The organism is Streptomyces sp. NBC_00104, from assembly GCF_045160825.1.
GTDB lineage: Bacteria > Actinomycetota > Actinomycetes > Streptomycetales > Streptomycetaceae > Streptomyces.
Window position 1 is genome coordinate 9,058,892 of the sequence record NZ_CP108215.1, and the last position, 19,046, is coordinate 9,077,937.

At 73.1% G+C, this 19,046-nt stretch carries 16 protein-coding genes; 9 read left to right on the forward strand and 7 right to left on the reverse strand.

Features of this window, described 5'->3' with window-relative positions; genetic code table 11:
• The first annotated feature begins 6 nt into the window (after positions 1 to 6).
• From eboE to OG272_RS39680, 5 genes are all read left to right on the forward strand, one after another.
• A complete protein-coding gene (eboE, locus tag OG272_RS39660; protein ID WP_405895660.1) occupies positions 7 to 1,173 on the forward strand; it encodes a metabolite traffic protein EboE in 1,167 nt (388 codons plus the stop codon).
• Between the two features lie 101 nt (positions 1,174 to 1,274).
• Positions 1,275 to 2,699, forward strand: a complete 1,425-nt coding sequence (locus OG272_RS39665; protein ID WP_405895661.1) for an alkaline phosphatase family protein — start codon at positions 1,275 to 1,277, stop codon at positions 2,697 to 2,699.
• 19 nt (positions 2,700 to 2,718) lie between these two features.
• Complete coding sequence (locus tag OG272_RS39670) at positions 2,719 to 3,903, forward strand: cytochrome P450 (RefSeq protein ID WP_326574989.1); 1,185 nt, start codon at positions 2,719 to 2,721, stop codon at positions 3,901 to 3,903.
• An 82-nt stretch (positions 3,904 to 3,985) separates the two neighbouring features.
• Entirely contained in the window at positions 3,986 to 4,495 is a 510-nt protein-coding gene (locus OG272_RS39675; RefSeq protein WP_327727045.1) for an O-acetyl-ADP-ribose deacetylase, read from the forward strand.
• 234 nt (positions 4,496 to 4,729) lie between these two features.
• Positions 4,730 to 5,689 carry a hypothetical protein gene (locus OG272_RS39680; protein WP_327727044.1) on the forward strand — a complete coding sequence of 320 codons (960 nt, stop codon included), beginning with the start codon at positions 4,730 to 4,732 and terminating at the stop codon, positions 5,687 to 5,689.
• Positions 5,690 to 5,770: 81 nt separating this feature from the next.
• On the opposite strand, the gene OG272_RS39685 is transcribed toward OG272_RS39680, so the two are convergent.
• A complete protein-coding gene (locus tag OG272_RS39685; protein ID WP_326574986.1) occupies positions 5,771 to 6,139 on the reverse strand; it encodes a metalloregulator ArsR/SmtB family transcription factor in 369 nt (122 codons plus the stop codon).
• 57 nt (positions 6,140 to 6,196) lie between these two features.
• Here OG272_RS39685 and OG272_RS39690 point away from each other — a divergent pair, with 57 nt between their 5' ends.
• The 3 genes from OG272_RS39690 to OG272_RS39700 all read left to right on the forward strand — a co-directional run bounded on the left by OG272_RS39690 (position 6,197) and on the right by OG272_RS39700 (position 10,388).
• Positions 6,197 to 8,161, forward strand: a complete 1,965-nt coding sequence (locus tag OG272_RS39690) for a heavy metal translocating P-type ATPase (protein ID WP_327732083.1) — start codon at positions 6,197 to 6,199, stop codon at positions 8,159 to 8,161.
• 180 nt (positions 8,162 to 8,341) lie between these two features.
• Entirely contained in the window at positions 8,342 to 9,826 is a 1,485-nt protein-coding gene (locus OG272_RS39695; RefSeq protein WP_327732082.1) for an AlkA N-terminal domain-containing protein, read from the forward strand.
• Between the two features lie 70 nt (positions 9,827 to 9,896).
• Positions 9,897 to 10,388, forward strand: coding sequence for a methylated-DNA--[protein]-cysteine S-methyltransferase (locus OG272_RS39700; protein WP_327727043.1), 492 nt, complete (start codon positions 9,897 to 9,899; stop codon positions 10,386 to 10,388).
• Between the two features lie 53 nt (positions 10,389 to 10,441).
• On the opposite strand, the gene OG272_RS39705 is transcribed toward OG272_RS39700, so the two are convergent.
• The gene (locus tag OG272_RS39705; protein ID WP_327732081.1) at positions 10,442 to 11,095 is read right to left on the reverse strand and encodes a response regulator transcription factor; all 654 of its coding nucleotides are present in this window, start codon (positions 11,093 to 11,095) and stop codon (positions 10,442 to 10,444) included.
• Positions 11,096 to 11,178: 83 nt separating this feature from the next.
• Entirely contained in the window at positions 11,179 to 12,444 is a 1,266-nt protein-coding gene (locus OG272_RS39710) for a sensor histidine kinase (protein WP_405896118.1), read from the reverse strand.
• A 240-nt stretch (positions 12,445 to 12,684) separates the two neighbouring features.
• Here OG272_RS39710 and OG272_RS39715 point away from each other — a divergent pair, with 240 nt between their 5' ends.
• Positions 12,685 to 13,578, forward strand: coding sequence for a class I SAM-dependent DNA methyltransferase (locus tag OG272_RS39715; protein ID WP_405895662.1), 894 nt, complete (start codon positions 12,685 to 12,687; stop codon positions 13,576 to 13,578).
• A gap of 3 nt (positions 13,579 to 13,581) precedes the next feature.
• Here the strand turns inward: OG272_RS39715 and OG272_RS39720 are convergent, their stop codons facing one another.
• The 4 genes from OG272_RS39720 to OG272_RS39735 form a co-directional block, all read right to left on the reverse strand.
• Entirely contained in the window at positions 13,582 to 14,316 is a 735-nt protein-coding gene (locus tag OG272_RS39720) for an SIR2 family NAD-dependent protein deacylase (RefSeq protein ID WP_405895663.1), read from the reverse strand.
• Between the two features lie 53 nt (positions 14,317 to 14,369).
• On the reverse strand, positions 14,370 to 16,916 hold the full coding sequence (locus tag OG272_RS39725) for a protein kinase domain-containing protein (protein WP_405895664.1): 2,547 nt from the start codon (positions 16,914 to 16,916) through the stop codon (positions 14,370 to 14,372).
• 394 nt (positions 16,917 to 17,310) lie between these two features.
• Positions 17,311 to 17,802, reverse strand: a complete 492-nt coding sequence (locus tag OG272_RS39730; protein ID WP_326574978.1) for an NUDIX hydrolase — start codon at positions 17,800 to 17,802, stop codon at positions 17,311 to 17,313.
• Between the two features lie 64 nt (positions 17,803 to 17,866).
• Positions 17,867 to 18,964, reverse strand: coding sequence for an ADP-ribosylglycohydrolase family protein (locus tag OG272_RS39735; RefSeq protein ID WP_326574976.1), 1,098 nt, complete (start codon positions 18,962 to 18,964; stop codon positions 17,867 to 17,869).
• Positions 18,965 to 19,046: the final 82 nt, after the last annotated feature.

Here is a 19,046-nt window from a genome sequence, read left to right on the forward strand (position 1 = left end):
CGCGTCATGCGCTTCCGGCACCCGGACGGCACCGCCGTCCACCTCGGCTACTGCAGCAACGTCCACCAGGCGGAGGACGTCGACGGCGTCCTCGCCCAACTCGCCACCTACGCCGAACCGGTGCGCGAGCGCCTCGGCGTCGACCGGCTGGGCATCGGGCTCTGGCTCGCCCGCGACGTGGTCACGCAACTGACGGCTGAACCGGGCGAGTTGAGGCGCCTCAAGGACGAACTCGCGATGCGCGGCCTGGAGACCGTCACCCTCAACGCCTTCCCGTACGCCGGGTTCCACCGCGAGGTGGTGAAGAAGGACGTGTATCTCCCCGACTGGGCGGACGAGGCCCGCCTGCGCCACACCCTCGACTGCGCACGCGTCCTCGCCGCGCTCCTCCCGGACGACGCCGAGCGCGGCAGCGTCTCCACCCTGCCGCTGGCCTGGCGCACACCCTGGCCAGCGGAGCGCGCCGACCGTGCCCGCCGCGCCCTGGACCGGCTCACCACCGGGCTCGCCGCGATCGAGTCGGACACCGGCCGCCGTATCCGGGTCGGCTTCGAACCGGAACCCGGCTGCGTCGTCGAGACCACCGCCCAGGCCGTACGGGAGCTGCGCGGCCTCGACCCCGAACGGCTCGGCGTCTGCCTCGACGCCTGCCACCTCGCCGTGCAGTTCGAGGAACCCGGGGCGGCCCTGCGGCGCCTCGCGGAGGCAGGGCTGCCGGTCGTCAAGCTCCAGGCGTCCTGCGCGGTCGAGGCCACCGACCCGGCCGACCCCGCCGCCCGCGCGGCGCTGCGACGGCTCGCGGAGCCACGCTTCCTGCACCAGACGCGCACGGCGGCGGAGCAGGAGGCCCCTCGGGTGCGGGGCGTCGACGACCTGCCGGACGCGCTGGACGGCGCTCTGCCCACCGGCGCGGGCCCCTGGCGCGTCCACTTCCACGCCCCGCTGCACGCCGACCCCGAACCGCCGCTGCGCACCACCGCCGACCAGCTGAGCCGGGTCCTGGCCGGACTGCTCGGCGGGGCCTCGGCCGACTGCGACCACATCGAGGTCGAGACCTACACCTGGTCCGTCCTCCCCGAACCGCCCACCGACCTGCCCGGCGGAATCGCCGCCGAACTCGCCTGGGCCCGCGACCGGTTGACCGGCCTCGGCCTCAAGGAGGACCACCAGTGAGCACCCGAACCGGACGCAGGGAGAACCAGCGATGAGCACCCGAACCGGACGCAGGGAGAACCAGCGATGAGCACCCGAACCGGACGCAGGGAGAACCAGCGATGAGCACCCGACCCAACCGGCTCGTCGTCCTCGACATCGTCGGCCTCACCCCCAAGCTGCTCAAGCACATGCCTGCGGTCGCCGCTCTCGGGGAGCGCGGCTTCCGGGCCCGGCTCGACCCCGTGCTGCCCGCCGTGACCTGCGCGGTCCAGTCCACGTTCCTCACCGGTGAACCGCCCGCCGGACACGGGGTGGTGGGCAACGGCTGGTATTTCCGGGACCTCGGCGAGGTACTGCTGTGGCGCCAGCACAACGCGCTCGTCGGCGGCGAGAAGATCTGGGAGACCGCCCGCAGATCCGACCCCGACTACAAGGTCGCCAACATCTGCTGGTGGTACGCGATGGGCGCGGACGTCGACCTCACCGTCACCCCACGCCCGGTCTACTACTCCGACGGCCGCAAGGAACCCGACTGCTACACCTGGCCGCCGACCCTGCACGACGAACTCACCCACCGGCTGGGCCCGTTCCCCCTGTTCACCTACTGGGGCCCCAACGCCGGCATGCCGTCCACCCAGTGGATCCTCGGCGCCGCCCGCCAGGTCTTCGACGAGCACGACCCCGACCTCACCCTCGTCTACATCCCCCAACTCGACTACGAGCCGCAGCGATCCGGGCCCGACTCGCCCGCCACCATCCGGGCCGCCCGGCAACTCGACGACGCCCTACGCCCGTTGATCGACCACTTCCTGAGCGAGGGCGCCACGGTGGTGGCCCTCAGCGAATACGGCATCACCCCCGTCTCCCGACCCGTGGACATCAACCGGGCCCTGCGCCGCGCCGGTCTGCTCCAGGTGCACACCCAGGACGGCATGGAGTACCTCGACCCCTGGACCTCACGGGCCTTCGCCGTCGCCGACCACCAGCTCGCCCACGTCTACGTACGGGACCCGGCGGACACGGCCGAGGTCGCGAAGATCCTGGCCGAACTCGACGGCGTGGAACAGGTGTTGGACGCCGAGGGCAAGGCGGCCCACGGCCTGGACCACGAACGCTCCGGCGAACTCGTCGCGGTCGCCGACCCCGACGCCTGGTTCACGTACTACTACTGGCTCGACGACGAGCGGGCCCCCGACTTCGCCCGCCAGGTCGAGATCCACCGCAAGCCCGGCTACGACCCCGCCGAGCTGCTGTACGACGAGACCGTCCCCGCGGTGAAGCTGCGCGCGATCGGCCAGGTCGCCCGCAAGAAGCTGGGCCTGCGCTACCGCATCAGCACGGTGCCGCTGAACCCCGCCGGCGTCAGCGGCAGCCACGGGCGCCTGCCCGCCGACCCCGAGGACGGGCCCGTACTGCTGTGCTCCGCACCGGAGCCGGCACGCGAGGGCTATGCCGCCGCCGAGATCAAGGGGCTGTTGCTGGAGTTGGCGGGACTGACCACCCCCGATGACCGGCGCACCGACCCCCGCCCGAGCACCGACTAGCACCGGGAAGAACACAGCGATGAGCACGTACCCCCCACTGCCCACCGAACGTCCCCTGCTCGACCCCGCCCCCGAATACGCCAAGTGGCAGGCCGAGGAGCCGATCCGGCGGGTGACGGTCTGGGACGACAACAGCCCCTGGCTGATCACCCGTCACGACCACGCCCGTGCCGTCCTGGCCGACCCGCGTTTCAGCGCCGACTCCACGCGTGCGGGCTTCCCCGGTCTGCGTCCGCAGGCGCCTCCGCGCGGCCCGGGTCAGTTCTTCGCCATGGACCCGCCGGACCACACCCGACTACGGCGCATGCTCATCCCGGACTTCACCTTCCGCCGGGTCGAGGCTCTGCGCCCCGATCTGGTCCGGATCTGCGCGGACCTGCTCGACACGATGACGGCCGACGGCGCGCGGGAGGCCGACCTCGTCACCGCGTACGCCCTGCCGCAGCCCGCCCTCGTCATCTGCCGGCTGCTCGGAGTGCCGTACGAGGACCACGGCTTCTTCCACCGGCAGGCACAGGCGTTCACCAGCTTCAACACCGGCGACGTCGATGTGCTGGGCGCCCGCCGGGCCTTGTACGGCTACCTCGGTGAACTCCTCGCGGCCCGGACCCGTGAGCCGGCCGACGATCTGCTCTCCCGGCTGGCCACGGAACGGGTGGCGACGGGCGAGGCCACCGTCGAGGAGGCGATCGGCGTGGCCTTCGTGCTGCTGCTCGCGGGATTCGAGACCACCGCGAACATGTTCCCTCTGGCGGTCGTCGCCCTGCTGCGCCACCCGGAACAGCTCGCCGCCCTGCGCGGTGAGCCGGAGCTGTGGCCCGGCGCGATCGAGGAACTGCTGCGCTGGCTGACCGTCTCCCACTGGGGCCTGCGGCGCGTCGCGACGGAGGACGTCGAGATCGGTGGTGTCCGTATCCGCGCCGGGGACGGTGTCGCGGTGGCGATCCAGACCGCGAACCGGGACGCGTCCGTCTTCCCCGGCGCGGAGACCCTGGACGTGCGCCGCGACGCGTCCGGCCATCTGGCCTTCGGCCACGGACCGCACCAGTGCGTCGGCCAGTCCCTCGCCCGCGCGGAACTCCAGGTCGGCCTTCCCGCTCTCTTCGACCGCCTGCCGAATCTGCGTCTGACCGCACCGCCGGAGGAGCTCGCGCTGCCGATGGGCGCGATCCACGGGGTGCGATCGCTGCCGGTGGGCTGGTAGGCCGTCAGGGCCTCGTCCGAGGCCGACGACGCCCGACATATTGGAGGGCTCGCACGTCCCGTCGGCTGATATAGAGGCGGGCATGACCACCATCACCCTCGTCCGGGGCGACATCACCCAGCAGTCCGTCGACGCCATCGTCAACGCCGCGAACTCCTCCCTCCTCGGCGGGGGAGGAGTGGACGGCGCGATCCACCGGCGCGGCGGCCCCGCCATCCTGGCGGACTGCCGCAAGCTCCGCGCCTCGCACTACGGAAGGGGCCTTCCCACCGGCCAGGCCGTCGCCACCACGGCGGGCGAACTGGACGCGCGCTGGGTGATCCACACGGTCGGCCCGGTCCACAGCCAGAGCCTCGACCGCTCCGCCCTCCTCGCCTCCTGCTACCGAGAATCCCTCCGCGTGGCCGACGAGTTGGGCGCCCGCACGGTCGCCTTCCCCGCCGTCTCCGCCGGCATCTACGGCTGGCCGATGGACGACGCCGCCCGCATCGCCGTCCACACCGTCCGGAGCACGGAGACATCGGTCGAGGAGGTCAGGTTCGTTCTCTTCGACGACGAGGCGTACGCGGCGTTCGCCGAACAGACGGGCTGACGCCGTCGCCGAGTGGGAGGCGACCCGGCTCGCCGCTCTCCCGCACTCTGACGGACGAACAGCCGGAGCGTGTCGAACGAAGTCGCACAGGGCTCTCCCTGAGGGGGAAACAGCCTGGTCAGGGTTGTCCGCGGGGTCGGTCGGAGGGAGGGGCGCCGGTCCTGCGATCGGTTGCGGCGGGCCGTACCGCCTTCCACGGTGAGCGCAAGGACAGCTGCTTCGAAAGGAACATGCATGCGCGCCCTCGTCTCCCGTGGTCTTCTCCTGTCGCCCCTGGTCTGCGGGGCACTGGTCTTCGGGCCGGTCGGCACCGCCACCGCGGCCGTCGACGCGGGCCGTACCGCCTCGGACCGTACCGCCTCGGACCGCACCACGCTGGGGATCGCCGCGGTCCCCGAACCCGATCTGGACGATTTCTTCGCCGCGCTGGACGCGGAGATCGACGGGCTCCTGGCGAAGGAGGAGGCCGAAGCGGACGCCCTCGCCGAGCAGGAGATCGCCGAGGTGGAGGCGCTCCTCGCCAACCTCGACCTCGACATGGACGGGCTGCTGGCGAACCTCGACGCCGACCTGGACGCGGACATGGACGCGGATACGGACGCGGATACGGACGCGGTCACGGATACGGACGCGGTCACGGACACCGACACGGACACCGACACCGACGAGGACACGGATACGGACACGGATACGGACGCGGTCACGGACACCGACACCGACACCGACACCGACGAGGACACGGCCACCGACGCCGACGCCGTCGGCACCGACGCGGCCGTGCTGCTCAACCAGCTGGACCTGCTCGACCGCATGGACGAGGCCGACGTACTCGAACCGCTGCTGGACGAGTTGACCACCATCGCCAAGCTCGACGCGAACCAGCTCGACGCGGCCGAGGCGGCCCGGCATGTCGCGGCCCTCCGAACGGCCAACGCCACCGTTCAGCAGCGGCTGCAGAAGCTGGAGGCAGCGGCCCCGGCCACCTCCGGCGGCGCCACCACGGCGGCCGACCCGGTCGCCGATCTGCCGGCCACGCTCCAGACCGCGGTCGACGCCCTGCTCAAGGCGCTGACCTCGCTCGACCTGGGCGCCGTACTGGGTGCGGTCACCGACCTGCTCGCCCCGGTCCTCGGCCTGATCACCGGCCTCCTCGGTGGCCTGGCGCCCCAGCTGCCGGCACTTCCCGCGACCTGACCGCCTCAGCCGGCGCCCGGTGCCTCAGCCGGTGCCCGGTGCGTCAGTCGCCGTCCGGTGCCTCGGCAGACGCCCGGTGCCTCAGTCGCCGTCCGGTGCGTCGCTGAGCCCCAGCCTCAAGTGCTCGACGTGGTAGACGGCCTGGTCCAGCAGCTCGGCGACATGGTGGTCGTGCAGCGCGTACACCACCGAACGGCCCCGGCGCTCGCCCACGACCAGGCCGAGGTTGCGCAGCAGGCGCAGCTGGTGGGAGCAGGCGGACTGTTCCATCCCGACCTCGGCGGCCAACTCGGTCGCCGGGAGCGGGCCTTCGCGCAGCCGGGCCAGGATCAGCAGGCGGGACGGGGTGGAGAGGGCCTGGAGGGTGGTGGCCACCTTGGCGACGTTGGCCGCGTCCAGGCGCACGCGAGGGGTGGCGTCCTGCGCTGCGGTGACGGCTCCATGACCCATGGCGCATATCTTACTCATCGCACATGAAGGCATGAATGAGTCTTCATGTATTCCTGTATGGTGTGCCGCGTGTCTGCCACCCTCACCCCGTCACCGGTCCGCCGTACGCCCGAGCCGACGGCCCCCCGCCGCCGTACCCGGGTCCTCGCCCTGCCCGAGGCCCGCTGGGCGCTGGCCTCGACCGTCGCCTTCCTGCTCGCGTTCCCGCTGGACCTGGCCGGGGCCTCCGCCTGGCTGTACGGCCCGCTCTACGCGATCGCCTACGCGGCCGGCGGCTGGGAGCCCGCCCTCGAAGGGCTGCGGGCGCTGCGCGAGAAGAGCCTCGACGTCGATCTGCTGATGATCGTCGCGGCGCTGGGCGCGGCCGCCATCGGCCAGGTCCTGGACGGCGGCCTGCTGATCGTCATCTTCGCCACCTCCGGCGCCCTGGAGGCCCTGGCCACCGCCCGCACCGCGGACTCCGTACGGGGCCTCCTCGACCTCGCCCCCACGACGGCCACCCGGCTGTCGGCGGACGGCTCCGCCGAGGAGACCGTGCCGACCGGCCGTCTCGCCGTCGGTGACGTGGTGTTGATCCGCCCCGGCGAGCGCATCGGTGCCGACGGGCAGGTCCTGGCGGGGGAGAGCGAGGCCGACCAGGCCACCATCACCGGCGAACCGCTGCCCGTCCCCAAGTCCCCCGGCGACGAGGTCTTCGCGGGCACCCTCAACGGCACGGGCGCGCTGCGCGTCCGCGTCGCACGCGACCCGGCCGACTCCGTGATCGCCCGCATCGTGAGCCTCGTCGAGGAGGCCTCCCGCACCAAGGCGCCGACCCAGCTGTTCATCGAGAAGGTCGAACAGCGGTACGCCGTCGGTGTCGTCGTCGCCACCCTCGCCGTCTTCGGCATCCCGCTGGCCTTCGGCGAGGACCTCACGGCCGCGCTGCTCCGCGCCATGACCTTCATGATCGTGGCCTCGCCCTGCGCGGTCGTCCTCGCCACCATGCCGCCGCTGCTCTCCGCCATCGCCAACGCCGGCCGCCACGGTGTCCTCGTGAAGTCCGCTGTCGCGATGGAGCGGCTGGGCGAGATCGACGTCGCCGCCCTCGACAAGACCGGCACGCTCACGGAGGGCACACCGGAGGTCACGGCCGTACGGCCGCTGCCGGGCTCCGGGCTCGACGAGGACGGGCTGCTGTCCCTGGCCGCGGCCGCGGAGCATCCCAGCGAACATCCGCTGGCCCGCGCGGTGGTCGCCGCCGCCGGCGCCCGGGGGCTACGGATCGCCGCCGCCGACGACTTCGTGGCAACCCCCGGACGAGGGGTGCGGGCGACCGTCGAGGGGTGCGTGGTGACCGTGGGGCGGCCGGGGGAGTACGGGGGCGCCGTCGGCGGTGAGGTCTCCGGGGGCGGCAGTTCCGACGGGACGACCGTTCTCGTCGAGCGGGACGGGGTCGCCGTCGGGACGCTCACCCTGGCCGACCGCCCGCGCCAGGACGCGCCCGCGGCGGTGGCCGCGCTCGCCGCCGTGACCGGTGCGTCGCCGGTCCTGCTGACCGGGGACAACGTGCGTGCCGCCGACCAGGTGGCGGCGGCCACCGGGATCGTCGAGGTGCGCGCCGGGCTGTTGCCGGAGGGCAAGGTGGAGGCCGTACGGGAGCTGCAGGCCGGGGGCGGGAAGGTGCTCTTCGTCGGCGACGGGGTCAATGACGCGCCCGCGCTCGCCGCCGCGCACTCCGGGGTGGCGATGGGGCGGGCCGGGTCCGATCTCGCCCTGGAGACGGCGGACGCGGTGGTGGTGCGGGACGAGCTCGGCGCGATCGCGGCGGTGGTGCGGTTGTCGCGGGCGGCCCGGCGGTTGGTGGTCCAGAACCTGGTGATCGCGGGGGTCTGCATCGCCGTGCTGGTGGTGTGGGACCTGGTGGGGCATCTGCCGTTGCCCCTGGGCGTGGCCGGGCATGAAGGGTCCACCGTGGTGGTGGGGCTCAATGGGCTGCGGTTGTTGCGGGAGGCCGCGTGGCGTAACGCTGCGGGAGGTTAGCGGCGCCTGCGGGGGAGGGCGGTTCGTCTGGTGGCGGCCGCGGATCCGTACGGGCTGGTCGCGCCGTTCCCCGCGCCCCTGGAGGGGCTCGGCGGTCACGAGGCCGCCCCAGCCTCGATGTCGGATTTCCGCCAGCCCGGCACCCTCTCCCTCCCCGATGCTTGAGTCATGCGGAACGGGATGTACGCGGATACGGAGCGGTGTGTGCGGGCCGTGCGGTCGAAGGACGCGCGGTTCGACGGGTGGTTCTTCACGGCCGTGATCACCACGCGGATCTACTGTCGGCCCAGCTGCCCGGTGGTGCCGCCGAAGGCGGAGAACATGACGTTCTATCCGAGTGCGGCGGCGTGTCAGCAGGCCGGGTTCCGGGCGTGCAAGCGGTGTCGGCCGGACACCAGTCCCGGGTCGCCGGAGTGGGATCAGCGAGCGGACCTCGTCGCGCGGGCGATGCGGCTGGTGGCGGACGGGGTGGTGGACCGGGAGGGCGTGCCGGGGCTGGCACGGCGGCTCGGCTACAGCACCCGGCAGGTCGAGCGGCAGCTGCTGGCCGAGCTGGGCGCGGGGCCGCTGGCGCTCGCCCGGGCGCAGCGGGCGCAGACCGCGCGGCTGCTGATCGAGACGACCGCGCTGCCGATGGCGGAGATCGCGTTCGCCGCCGGGTTCGCCTCGATCCGGACGTTCAACGACACCGTGCGGGAGGTCTTCGCGCTGTCGCCGAGCGAACTGCGCGAGCGGGCCACCCGGTCGGCCCGACAGCGCTCCGACTCCCCCGGCACGTCAGGGGTGTTGAGCCTCCGGCTGCCCTTCCGGGCCCCGCTCAACCCCGACAACCTCTTCGGCCACCTCGCCGCGACCGCCGTACCCGGAGTGGAGGAGTGGCGCGACGGCGCGTACCGGCGCACGCTCCGCCTGCCCTACGGCCACGGCATCGTGGGCCTCACGCCGCAGCCCGACCACATCGCCTGCCGGCTCACCCTCAGCGACCTGCGCGACCTGCCCGTCGCCATCAGCCGCTGCCGCCGCATGCTCGACCTGGACGCCGACCCGGTCGCCGTCGACGAGCAGCTGCGCACCGACCCGGTGCTCGCGCCGCTGGTGGACAAGGCTCCCGGGCGACGGGTGCCGCGTACCGTCGACGAGGCCGAGTTCGCCGTACGGGCGGTGCTCGGCCAGCAGGTCTCCACGGCTGCCGCCCGGACGCACGCGGCCCGGCTGGTCGTCGCGCACGGCGAACCGGTCGACGACCCCGAGGGGGGTCTCACCCATCTCTTCCCGTCCCCCGAGGCGCTGGCGGCGGTCGACCCCGAGACCCTCGCGATGCCCCGCACCCGCCGGACCACCTTCACCACGCTGGTACGGCAACTCACCGACGGGCACCTGCACTTGGGCGTCGACAGCGACTGGGCGGAGACCCGCGCCCGCCTCCTCGCCCTTCCCGGCTTCGGCCCCTGGACCGTGGACGTCATCGCCATGCGCGCCCTGGGCGACCCCGACGCCTTCCTGGCCGGCGACCTCGGAATCCGGCGCGCGGCACAGGAGTTGGGCCTGCCCTCCACCCCGGCAGCCCTCACGGCCCGTGCGGCGGCCTGGCGGCCGTGGCGCGCGTACGCGGTCCAGTACCTGTGGGCGACGGACAGCCACCCCATCAACTTCCTCCCCGTATGAGCGCGTACCTATGAGCCCGTTCAAGGTCGTCGCCCCGGCCGCATCCCCGACCGACTCTCAAGGACCTCCCGTGAAGCAGCAGAAGCGGCACACCGTCATCGACAGCCCCTACGGCCTCCTCACCCTCGTCGCCGACGACGGCGTCCTGTGCGGGCTCTACATGACCGAGCAGCGCCACCGCCCGTCCCAGGAGAGCTTCGGCGCACGCGACGACACGCTCTTCGCCGAACCGGAAGAACAGCTGGAGGCCTATTTCGCGGGCGAGTTGAAGGAGTTCACCCTTGAACTCAGGCTGCACGGAACCCCGTTCCAGCGCCTCGTCTGGGAACAACTGGTACGGATCCCCTACGGCGAGACCCGCTCGTACGGCGATCTCGCCGACGCCCTCGGCAATCCCAGGGCGTCCCGGGCGGTCGGGCTGGCCAACGGAAAGAACCCCGTCGGCATCATCGTCCCCTGCCACCGCGTGGTCGGCTCCGACGGCGGCCTCACCGGCTACGGCGGCGGCGTGGAGCGCAAGCGGCGTCTGCTGGACTTCGAACGGGGGACGGCTCTCTTCTGAGGGCCGGGAGGGGGGCGTGCGGGGGAGGTCGGTGGGTGCGGGTGCGGGGTCCGTCACGGCAGCAGGCGGCGCTCCTTCGCCACGGCCACCGCGCCCGACCGGGTCTCCACGCCCAGCTTGCCGTAGATGCGGCCGAGGTGGGTCTTGACGGTCGCCTCGCTGATGAAGAGGGCTCGCGCTATCTCCCGGTTGCCCAGGCCACGGGCCAGCTGACCGAGGATCTCGTGCTCGCGCTCGGACAACGCGGGCCGTGGGCTGCGAAGTTGGGCCAGCAGCCGGTCGGCCACTGGCGCCGACAGCGCGGTACGGCCGGCCGCGGCGTCGCGGATCGCCGCGAACAGTTCGTCGGGCCGCTCGGCCTTGAGGAGATAGCCGGTGGCCCCCGCTTCGATGGCACGGCTGATGTCGGCGTCGGTGTCGAACATGGTGAGCACGAGGACGCGGGGGGCCGGAGCGGGCGGGGCGGTGGGGGAGTGCTGGGCGTCGGCCGGCCGTGAGGTCAGCCGACGGGTGGCCGTCACGCCGTCCACGCCGTCGCCGAGTTGCAGGTCCATCAGTACGACGTCGGGGCGCAGGCGGGCGGCCAGGGCGAGCGCCTCCTCACCGGTGCCCGCCTCACCGACCACCTCGATGCCGTCGGCACTGGACAGCAGCGCGCGCAGCCCGGCGCGTACGACGGCGTGGTCGTCGCACAGCAGGAGCCGCACCGGCGGCCGGCCGACCGGCGCCGGGGTCAGAGGCGCCGGGGTCAGAGGCTGCGGGGTGAGGGGCGGTGAGGGGACCGGCTCGCTCATCGGACGCGCTCCTCGGGGGTGTCGACGGCGACGATCGGCGTACGGGGGACGGCCGCCGACACCACGGTGCCCTCGCCCGGCGTGGACTCCACGGTGAGTGTGCCGCCCGACTGCCGAGCCCGGATCCGCATGGCCGGCAGCCCGTGCCCGCGATCCCGGCCCGGCGCGGCGGCGCTCGCCCGGTCGGCCTCGGCGCTGGCCCGGCGGTCCGCGTCGAAGCCCCGCCCGTTGTCGGCGATGTCCAGCGAGACCTGGTCGTCGAGGCAGGTCAGGGTCAGTGCGGCCCGGGTCGCGGCGGCGTGTTCGCGTACGTTGGCCAGGGCGCCCTGGGCGATGCGCAGCAGTGCGGCCTCGACGCGTTCCGGGAGAGGACCCGGGGTGCCGTCGAGCCGGAACTCCACCGTCAGGCCCGGGCCGCTCTCGCGTTCCGCGAGCGCGCCCAGCGCGGCGGGCAGGGAGTGCTCCGCGAGATCGGCCGGTGCCAGGTCGTGGACGAACCGGCGCGCCTCGGCGAGGCTGTGGGAGGTGATCTCGACGGCTTTCCCGATGTGTCCGCGGGCCGCGTCCGGGTCCGTGCGCCAGACGCGCTCGGCGGCCTGCAGCAGCATCTGCTGGCTCGACAGACCCTGGGCGAGGGTGTCGTGGATCTCCGTGGCCAGCCGCTGCCGTTCCGCCAGGACGCCCGCCCGCCGTTCCGTGGCCGCGAGGTCGCGGCGGGTGCGGACCAGGTCGTCGATCAGGACGCGCTGCCGCGCCGCCTGCCGCCGCAGATGGACGAAGACGGCGGTGGCGACCGCGGCGATGGCCGGCGGGGCGGCGACCATGTTGGGGTTGAGGGGCCCCTGGGACACCCGTATCTCGGCGGCGACGACCAGCGTGGTGAGCAGGACGGCGAGCGGCACCGCGATCCGTGGGGGCAGCGTGTGGAGCCCGGCGAACAGCAGCGGCATGGCACACCACGTGGCGCTCGGCGCGAGCGCGAGCAGCACCACCCAGACCGCCGTCACGGACCCCAGCCAGGCCAGATGCCGGGTGGACGGCCGGCCGCCGGGAGGCGGCGCGGGAGCCAGCAGGTGCCCGAGGCCGTAGAGGAGCCCGAACACCGCGAACAGCGCCACCACCCACCCGGTGCGCGGCCCGCCCTGATCACGCGTCAGGAACCGGGCGAACGAGGAGCACAGCAGCAGGAAGAACGCGGCGTGCACGACGGCGGTCAGCCAGCGTCCGTCCGGATCCGTGCGCCGGTCCTGCGGCCACCCCATCACTTCACCGGCTCTCATGTCGTGCTCGTCGGGTTCGGGTACTTCACAGGTCGCACTCCCGTGTCTAACGTGACCGGCTCCCGACCGCATCAACCGATCGGCTGATACGAGGATCGCCCGAACCGCCCCCGGACCGGAGCCGGTCGACCGAGCCGCACACCCCGCCGCCGCCCCGAGGCTGGCAGCACGACCCGAGCCACCTCGGGAAGCACCGTCCGAGTCCCCTGGGAAGGAAGCCCCGTGCCGCCGACCGAGAAGAACGTCACCGTCAACCGCGCCGCCCTCGGCCACCGCATCACCTACGCCCTGCGCCACCCCGACCGGGTGCCGCGCCACGTGGCCCGTGCCGCCCGGGACATGTGGCTGCGCCACCGCCACCCCGACCACATCGCGTACTACCGCGCGGTGATGCGCTCCGACACCCGCGCCGACCCGGACGCGGCGGTCGGCAGCCGCAGCCGTGAACGGTGGCTGGCACTGGGCGCGATGCAGTTCGACTACCTGCTCGGCCACGGTCTGCGGCCGGAGCACCGCATGCTGGAGATCGGCTGCGGCAACCTGCGGGGCGGCTGGCGGTTCATCCGCCACCTGGAACCCGGGCACTACTACGGCATCGACATCTCGCCCGACATCCTCGCCGCGGCCCAGGACACGATCGTGGAGATGGGGCTGCAGAGACGGCTCCCCGCACTCACCCCCGTCCGCGACCTGACCCTCCGGTTCCTCCCGGACGCCCACTTCGACGTGGTCCACGCGCACAGCGTCTTCTCGCACTCACCGCTCCACGTCATCGAGGAGTGCCTGGCCAACGTCGGCCGGGTGCTGACCCCGGACGGCTGGTTCGACTTCACCTTCGACCGTACCGAGGGCGAGGAACACCACGTCCTGCGGGAGGACTTCTACTACCGCACCGACACGCTCGTCGCCCTGGCCGCGAAGCACGGCCTCCAGGCCCGCTTCATGGACGACTGGGAGAAGCTGCCGCACGGCCAGTCCAAGATCCGCGTCACCCGCCCCGCCGAGCCCCAGCCACCGCAGCCGTCCCAGCCACCGCAGCCGTCCCAGCCACCGCAGCCGTCCCAGCCACCGCAGCCGTCCCAACCGCCGCAGCCGTCCCGGCCGCTCGGCCCGTGAGCCTCAGGCGCTCGCGGTGCTGATCTCGCGCAGCACCTCCGGCAGCGCGGTGCCGATCGGTTCCCGTACGACCTCGTCCGCCAGCTCGTCGTACGGGGTCGGCTCGGCGTTGACGATGATCAGGCGTGCCCCGTGGTCGGCGGCGACCTGGGCGAGCCCGGCGGCGGGCTGCACCTGGAGGCTGGTGCCGACGGCGATGAAGACCTGGCAGGCCTTGGTGATCGCGACGGCCTCGCCGAGGACCACCGGGTCGAGACGCTCGCCGAACATGACGGTGGCGGACTTCAGCACACCGCCGCACTCCAGACAGGGCGGGTCCTCCTCGCCGGCCTCGACCCGGGCGAGGGCGTCCTCCATCGGCGTACGGGCATGGCACCCGACGCACACCACGGACCGTGCGGTGCCGTGCAGTTCGAGGACCTTGCGGGCCGGCATACCGGCGAGCTGGTGCAGCCCGTCCACGTTCTGTGTGATCACCCGCACCGGCACCCCGGACCGCTCCAGCTCGGCCACCGCCCGGTGCGCCACGTTCGGCTCGGCCTTCAGTGTCCGGTTCTGCCGCCGCATCTGCCACGAGCGCCGGCGGATCTCCGGATCACCCATGTAGTACGCGTACGTCACCAGCTTCTCGGCCTCCGGATCCCGCCGCCACAGCCCGTTCGGGCCGCGGTAGTCGGGGATGCCGGAGTCGGTGGAGATGCCTGCGCCACTGAGGAGGGCGACCAGGGGCTTGTTCATGGGGCGAGCGTAGGTCGGCCGTCCGGTCGGGGCGAGTGGATATCGGGGTGGTGTCAGGGGGCCGGCAGGCCGTACGTGCGGTCGTAGTGCTGGGCGACCAGGACGCCGGAGTGGTCGCAGGCGAGCTGCCAGTCGTTGACGCCGGTCTCCACGCCGTCGGTGAAGTTCCACAGGAGCCTGCCCTTGGCGGCGCCGATCGCGTAGAAGCCGTTCCTGTTCTGGTAGGCGGGGACGTAGACCGCGCCGGGGCCGGCGGTGACCGGGTGGTCGATGTTGAGACGCGGGGTGGGGCAGAACCAACGACGGGCGCCGGTCCCGGCGTTGAAGGCGTACACGCCGGCGGGGTCCGTGCCGGTGACGTAGACCGTGTTGCCGTAGCAGCCGAGGGAGGCGAACGTGCCGCGCTCGGGCTTCACCCGCCAGCGGAGTTTGCCGGTGGTGAGATTCAGGGCTTCGAGTTCCCGGCCGATGGCGAACACCGTGCGGTTGAGCACGGCGAGGCCGGGCCGGAGGTCGTAGCCGACGGGGTGCCGCCACAGGACGCCGGAGCTGTCGGTGCTCCGGGTGGTGACATTGCGCAGGCCGTCGGCGTAGACGAAGAAGCCGGGGAGGATGACCGGAGCCAGTCGGACACCGACGTCCTCCGGGCTGATGGGGATGATCTCGGCGCGGCGGCCCGCGAGGTCGACGCCGAACACCGTGTCCGTGGAGGTCGCCACGCCCTGCTCGTCGGACTCCCGCCGGAGCCGGACACCGATGACGGAGACGGCCCGGTCGTCGGTGGCGCCGAGCAGTGTGTCGAACCGGAAATCCGGCCCGAAGTCGATGGTGAAACGTTCCGTTCCGTCGACGGGGTCGACCCCGATCACCGTCGCCCCCTCGCCGAGCGCGATCGCGGCGTCGAAGGCCAGCACGGTCGGTGTGGGCGACTGGCTGATGCCCTCGTAGACCCATGTGGGCCGGGTGCCGTCCTTGAGGTCGAGGCAGACCATGTCACCCGGGCGGGTCTTCAGCAGGGCCGTGCCGTCGTTGAAGACGGCGGGCGCTTGCAGCAGCGGGCCGCTGCGGTAGGTCCACAGCGGCTTCGGGGCCGGGCCGGCGGGCTCCGTGGACGGCGTGGCCGGCTTCTTCCGCCTGTCGAGCACCAGGGCGGCGGCGCCGACGGCGGCGGCGGTGGAGCCGGCCGAGAGGGTGAGGACCGTACGCCGCGACGGGCCGGGGCGCGGCGCGGCGCGGCGGTGTCCGGCGGAGGCGGAGGCGCCTCGGTACGGTTCCGGCTCCTCCGGAGTGGAATAGGGCTCCGTGCGGGCGTAGGGCCCGGCTCCCGGCTGCGGGTCGCCACCGGTTCCGCCGGGGAGCGGCGCCTCGGCCCGGTGGCCCGGATGCCCGGAGCCGTCGTACGGGCGGCCGGAGTCGTACGGCGACGGGTTCTCCGCGGCGCGGGACGCCTCGTCCAGCTCGAAGTCGTACGCGGCCCGGCCCTGCCGCGCGTCGTACCCGGCCCGGCCCTGCCGCAGGTCGTAGGCGGCCGGATCCTGTGGAGACGCGTGGGCGGGACGTGCCTGCTGGGGGCCGTACGCGGCCCGGTCCCCGGCATGGGTGTGGGCCGCCCGGCCCATGTCGTGGCCATGGGGAGACCCGTCCCGGCCGTACGCGCCCGGCTCGGGCCCGGTCCCGGCGGAGGGGAACGCGACCGGGGTGTTCGGTGTGGCGTCGAGGGTCCGCACCGCCGCCGCGCGCAGGGCGATCGAGGAGGCCACCGACGGGGGCAGCCAGCCGTCGCCCGTCAGCTGCTCCACGCCGCCGGGCACGCAGGCCGCGGCCAGCTTGTCCGGGGTGATCCGCAGCCGGGGGTCCTTGGTGAGACAGAGGTTGATGATCTTGTCCAGCGGCTCGGGCACGCCCGTCAGGTCGGGTGTGCTGTGCACGACCTGGTAGAGCAGTGTGGCCGCCGCCGTGCCGCTGAACGGCGCGTGCCCGGAGGCGGCGAAGGTGAGCACCGAGCCGAGCGAGAAGACGTCCCCCTCGGGGCCCAGCGGCTCGCCCGTGGCCTGCTCGGGGCACATGTACTCGAAGGAGCCGAAGAGGGCGCCGGAGCGGGTGAGGTCGTAGCCGTCGCTCGCCCGGACGATGCCGAAGTCGATGACGCGCGGACCGTCGGCGGCGAGGAGCACGTTCGACGGCTTGAGGTCGCGGTGCACCAGCCCGGCGGCCTGCACCGAGATCAGCGCCTCGGCGATGCCGGCGCCCAGGACGAGCACCGACTCCACCGGGAGCGGGCCGTGCGCGGCGACGGCCTCGGCCAGCGTGGGACCGGCGATGTAGTCCGTGGCCAGCCACGGGATGGGGCCTTCCGGGTCGGCGTCCACCACGGGCGCGGTGTATCTGCCGCCGACCGCTCCGGCGGCCTCCACCTCACGGCGGAAGCGGATGCGGAAGTTCTTGTCCCCCATCAGCTCGGGGCGGATGGCCTTGATCGCCAGGGTCCGCCCCTGCGGGGAGCGCGCCAGATAGACCCGTCCCATCCCTCCTGCGCCTAGCCGTGCCACGAGACGGTAGGGACCTAGTTCCTCGGGATCGTCTGAGCCCAGTGGTTCCATGACCTCAGCTGCCTGTTCGGTGATGACGGGCGAGCAACGGCCCGCAGGTGGGGGGAAACCGACTGCTCCGGGCGGCTCCCGGTGACCGTTCCCCCAGGCGCTCCGGATCTCCCGGAGCCACGGCCCGCGCCCGGGCCGCCGGTCACGGGTGTCCCGAGTGCTGCCCCGGTTCCCGAGCGAGGCAACGGGGCGCGATCACTCGGACGGGGGTGAAGTCAGCCTAGATGCTGGAGTGATGAACGGGCAGTGTTTTCAGCCAGCGCTTTAAACTTCTATTAAGTGGAAGGTTCACGCTCTTCACGTTCTGTACAAGGGCAGTTGACACGAGGTCAGGTGACTCCTGTAAGCAGTGGGCGGCGGCCAACGGGCACCGCCGTGGCCGATCGTCGCCGGTTCAGCCCACCCGGTCGCCGTTCTCCAACTCGACCGTACCCGTGCCGTCCGCCAGCGCGTCGAGGGCGGCGAGCACCCGGCGGCCGAGCGTCCCGAGGAGATACCCGGTGAGTTCGGCGTGCGGGACGAGCCGCCACGACAGCAGCTCCTCCTCCTGCAACCGGATCCGCTTCAGCTCCTCCTCGCCGAGCACCCCGCCGTCGTAGACGTACGCCACCAGCGGCGGCCGGCCCACCCCGTGCACCCAGTCCACGGCGAGCAGCCGCCCCGGTTCGACGTCCAGCCCGATCTCCTCCAGGGTCTCGCGCCGCGCGCCCTGCCTCGGCGTCTCCCCGTCGTCCGACTCGATCGTCCCGCCCGGCAGCGCCCATCCCTCGCGGTAGTTGGGCTCGACGAGCAGCACCCGCCCCTCGGCGTCCCGGAAGACCGTGGCGGCGCCGGCGAGGACACGGGGCAGGCTCGCGATGTACGCGGCGAAGTCCGGAGTGGTCATCCAGGAAGGGTAGACGGCTCTTCAAGGGCGGGAATCGGCGCTCGGGGAGCGGAACGACCGGCGCTCAGGGGCCGGAGGCCTCCGCCAACCGCACCGTGCGCTCCGCGAGTTCGCCGATGCGCACCCCGTCGAAGCCGAACACGGCGCTGCGCACGGTGTCCTCCAACGGGTCCTTCCACCGGTCCGGGATCGCCGCCGCCCCGCACAGCACACCCGCCACCGAACCGGCGGTGGCCCCGTTGGAGTCGGTGTCCAGGCCGCCGCGGACGGTCAGCGTGATCGTGCGGGTGAAGTCGCCCTCGCCGTAGAGCAGCCCGGCGGTGAGCACGGCGGCGTTCGGTACGACGTGGATCCAGCCCAGCCCGGCCGTCTCCTCGCCCACCGTCGTGAGCGTCTCCTCCCAGGCCAGCCCGGCGTCGTACAGCGACACGACCCGCCGCACGGCCCGGGCCAGGCGGCTGCTCGCCGGGATCACCGCCAGGGCCTCCTCCACGGCAGCCCGCGCCCCCGGCGCCGTGAAGGCCGTCGCGACCAGTGCCGCCGCCCACATCGCGCCGTACACCCCGTTGCCGGTGTGCGACAGCACCGCGTCGCGCCGCGCCAGCGAGGCCGCGCGGCGGGGCAGGCCGGGGGAGGTCCAGCCGTGGACGTCGGCGCGGATGAGGGCGCCGATCCACTCCTGGTACGGGTTGTCGTACGTGGCGGTCAGCGGCGGCTTCAGACCGCCCGCGAGGTTGCGGTAGGCCGCCCGCTCCGCCGTGAACGTCTGGAGATACGGCAGCCGCAGCAGCCACAGGTCGCCGACCTGCTCGGTGCTGAAGCCGAAGCCGTGCGTCTCCAGGAGGTGGAGGCCGAGGATCGCGTAGTCGACGTCGTCGTCGCGGCAGCTGCCGTGGATCCGGCCGCGCACGCAACTGCGCCACTCCGGCCGCAGCGCGAGCCGGTCGCTCTCGGTGGCCGGCTCCGGGAGGTAGTCGGTGAGCGGCAGGGCCCCGGCCTGCCGCAGATAGCGGTCGATCCGCGCCGGCGTCCACAGGTCCCCCTGCTCGACGGGTTTCCCGAGCATGTTCCCCGCGATCCGGCCCAGCCAGCCCCCGAGAACGCGGTCGGCGAGTTCGGCGCCCACCGGGGGCACCAGGGTCGAGGGGATCGTGGGCGTCATGGTTGCAGGTCTACCCAATTCCGGGCACACCCGCTCGGGGACCGACGTGCGGGTGCGGTGCGGGTGCGGCCGTGCGTGGCGC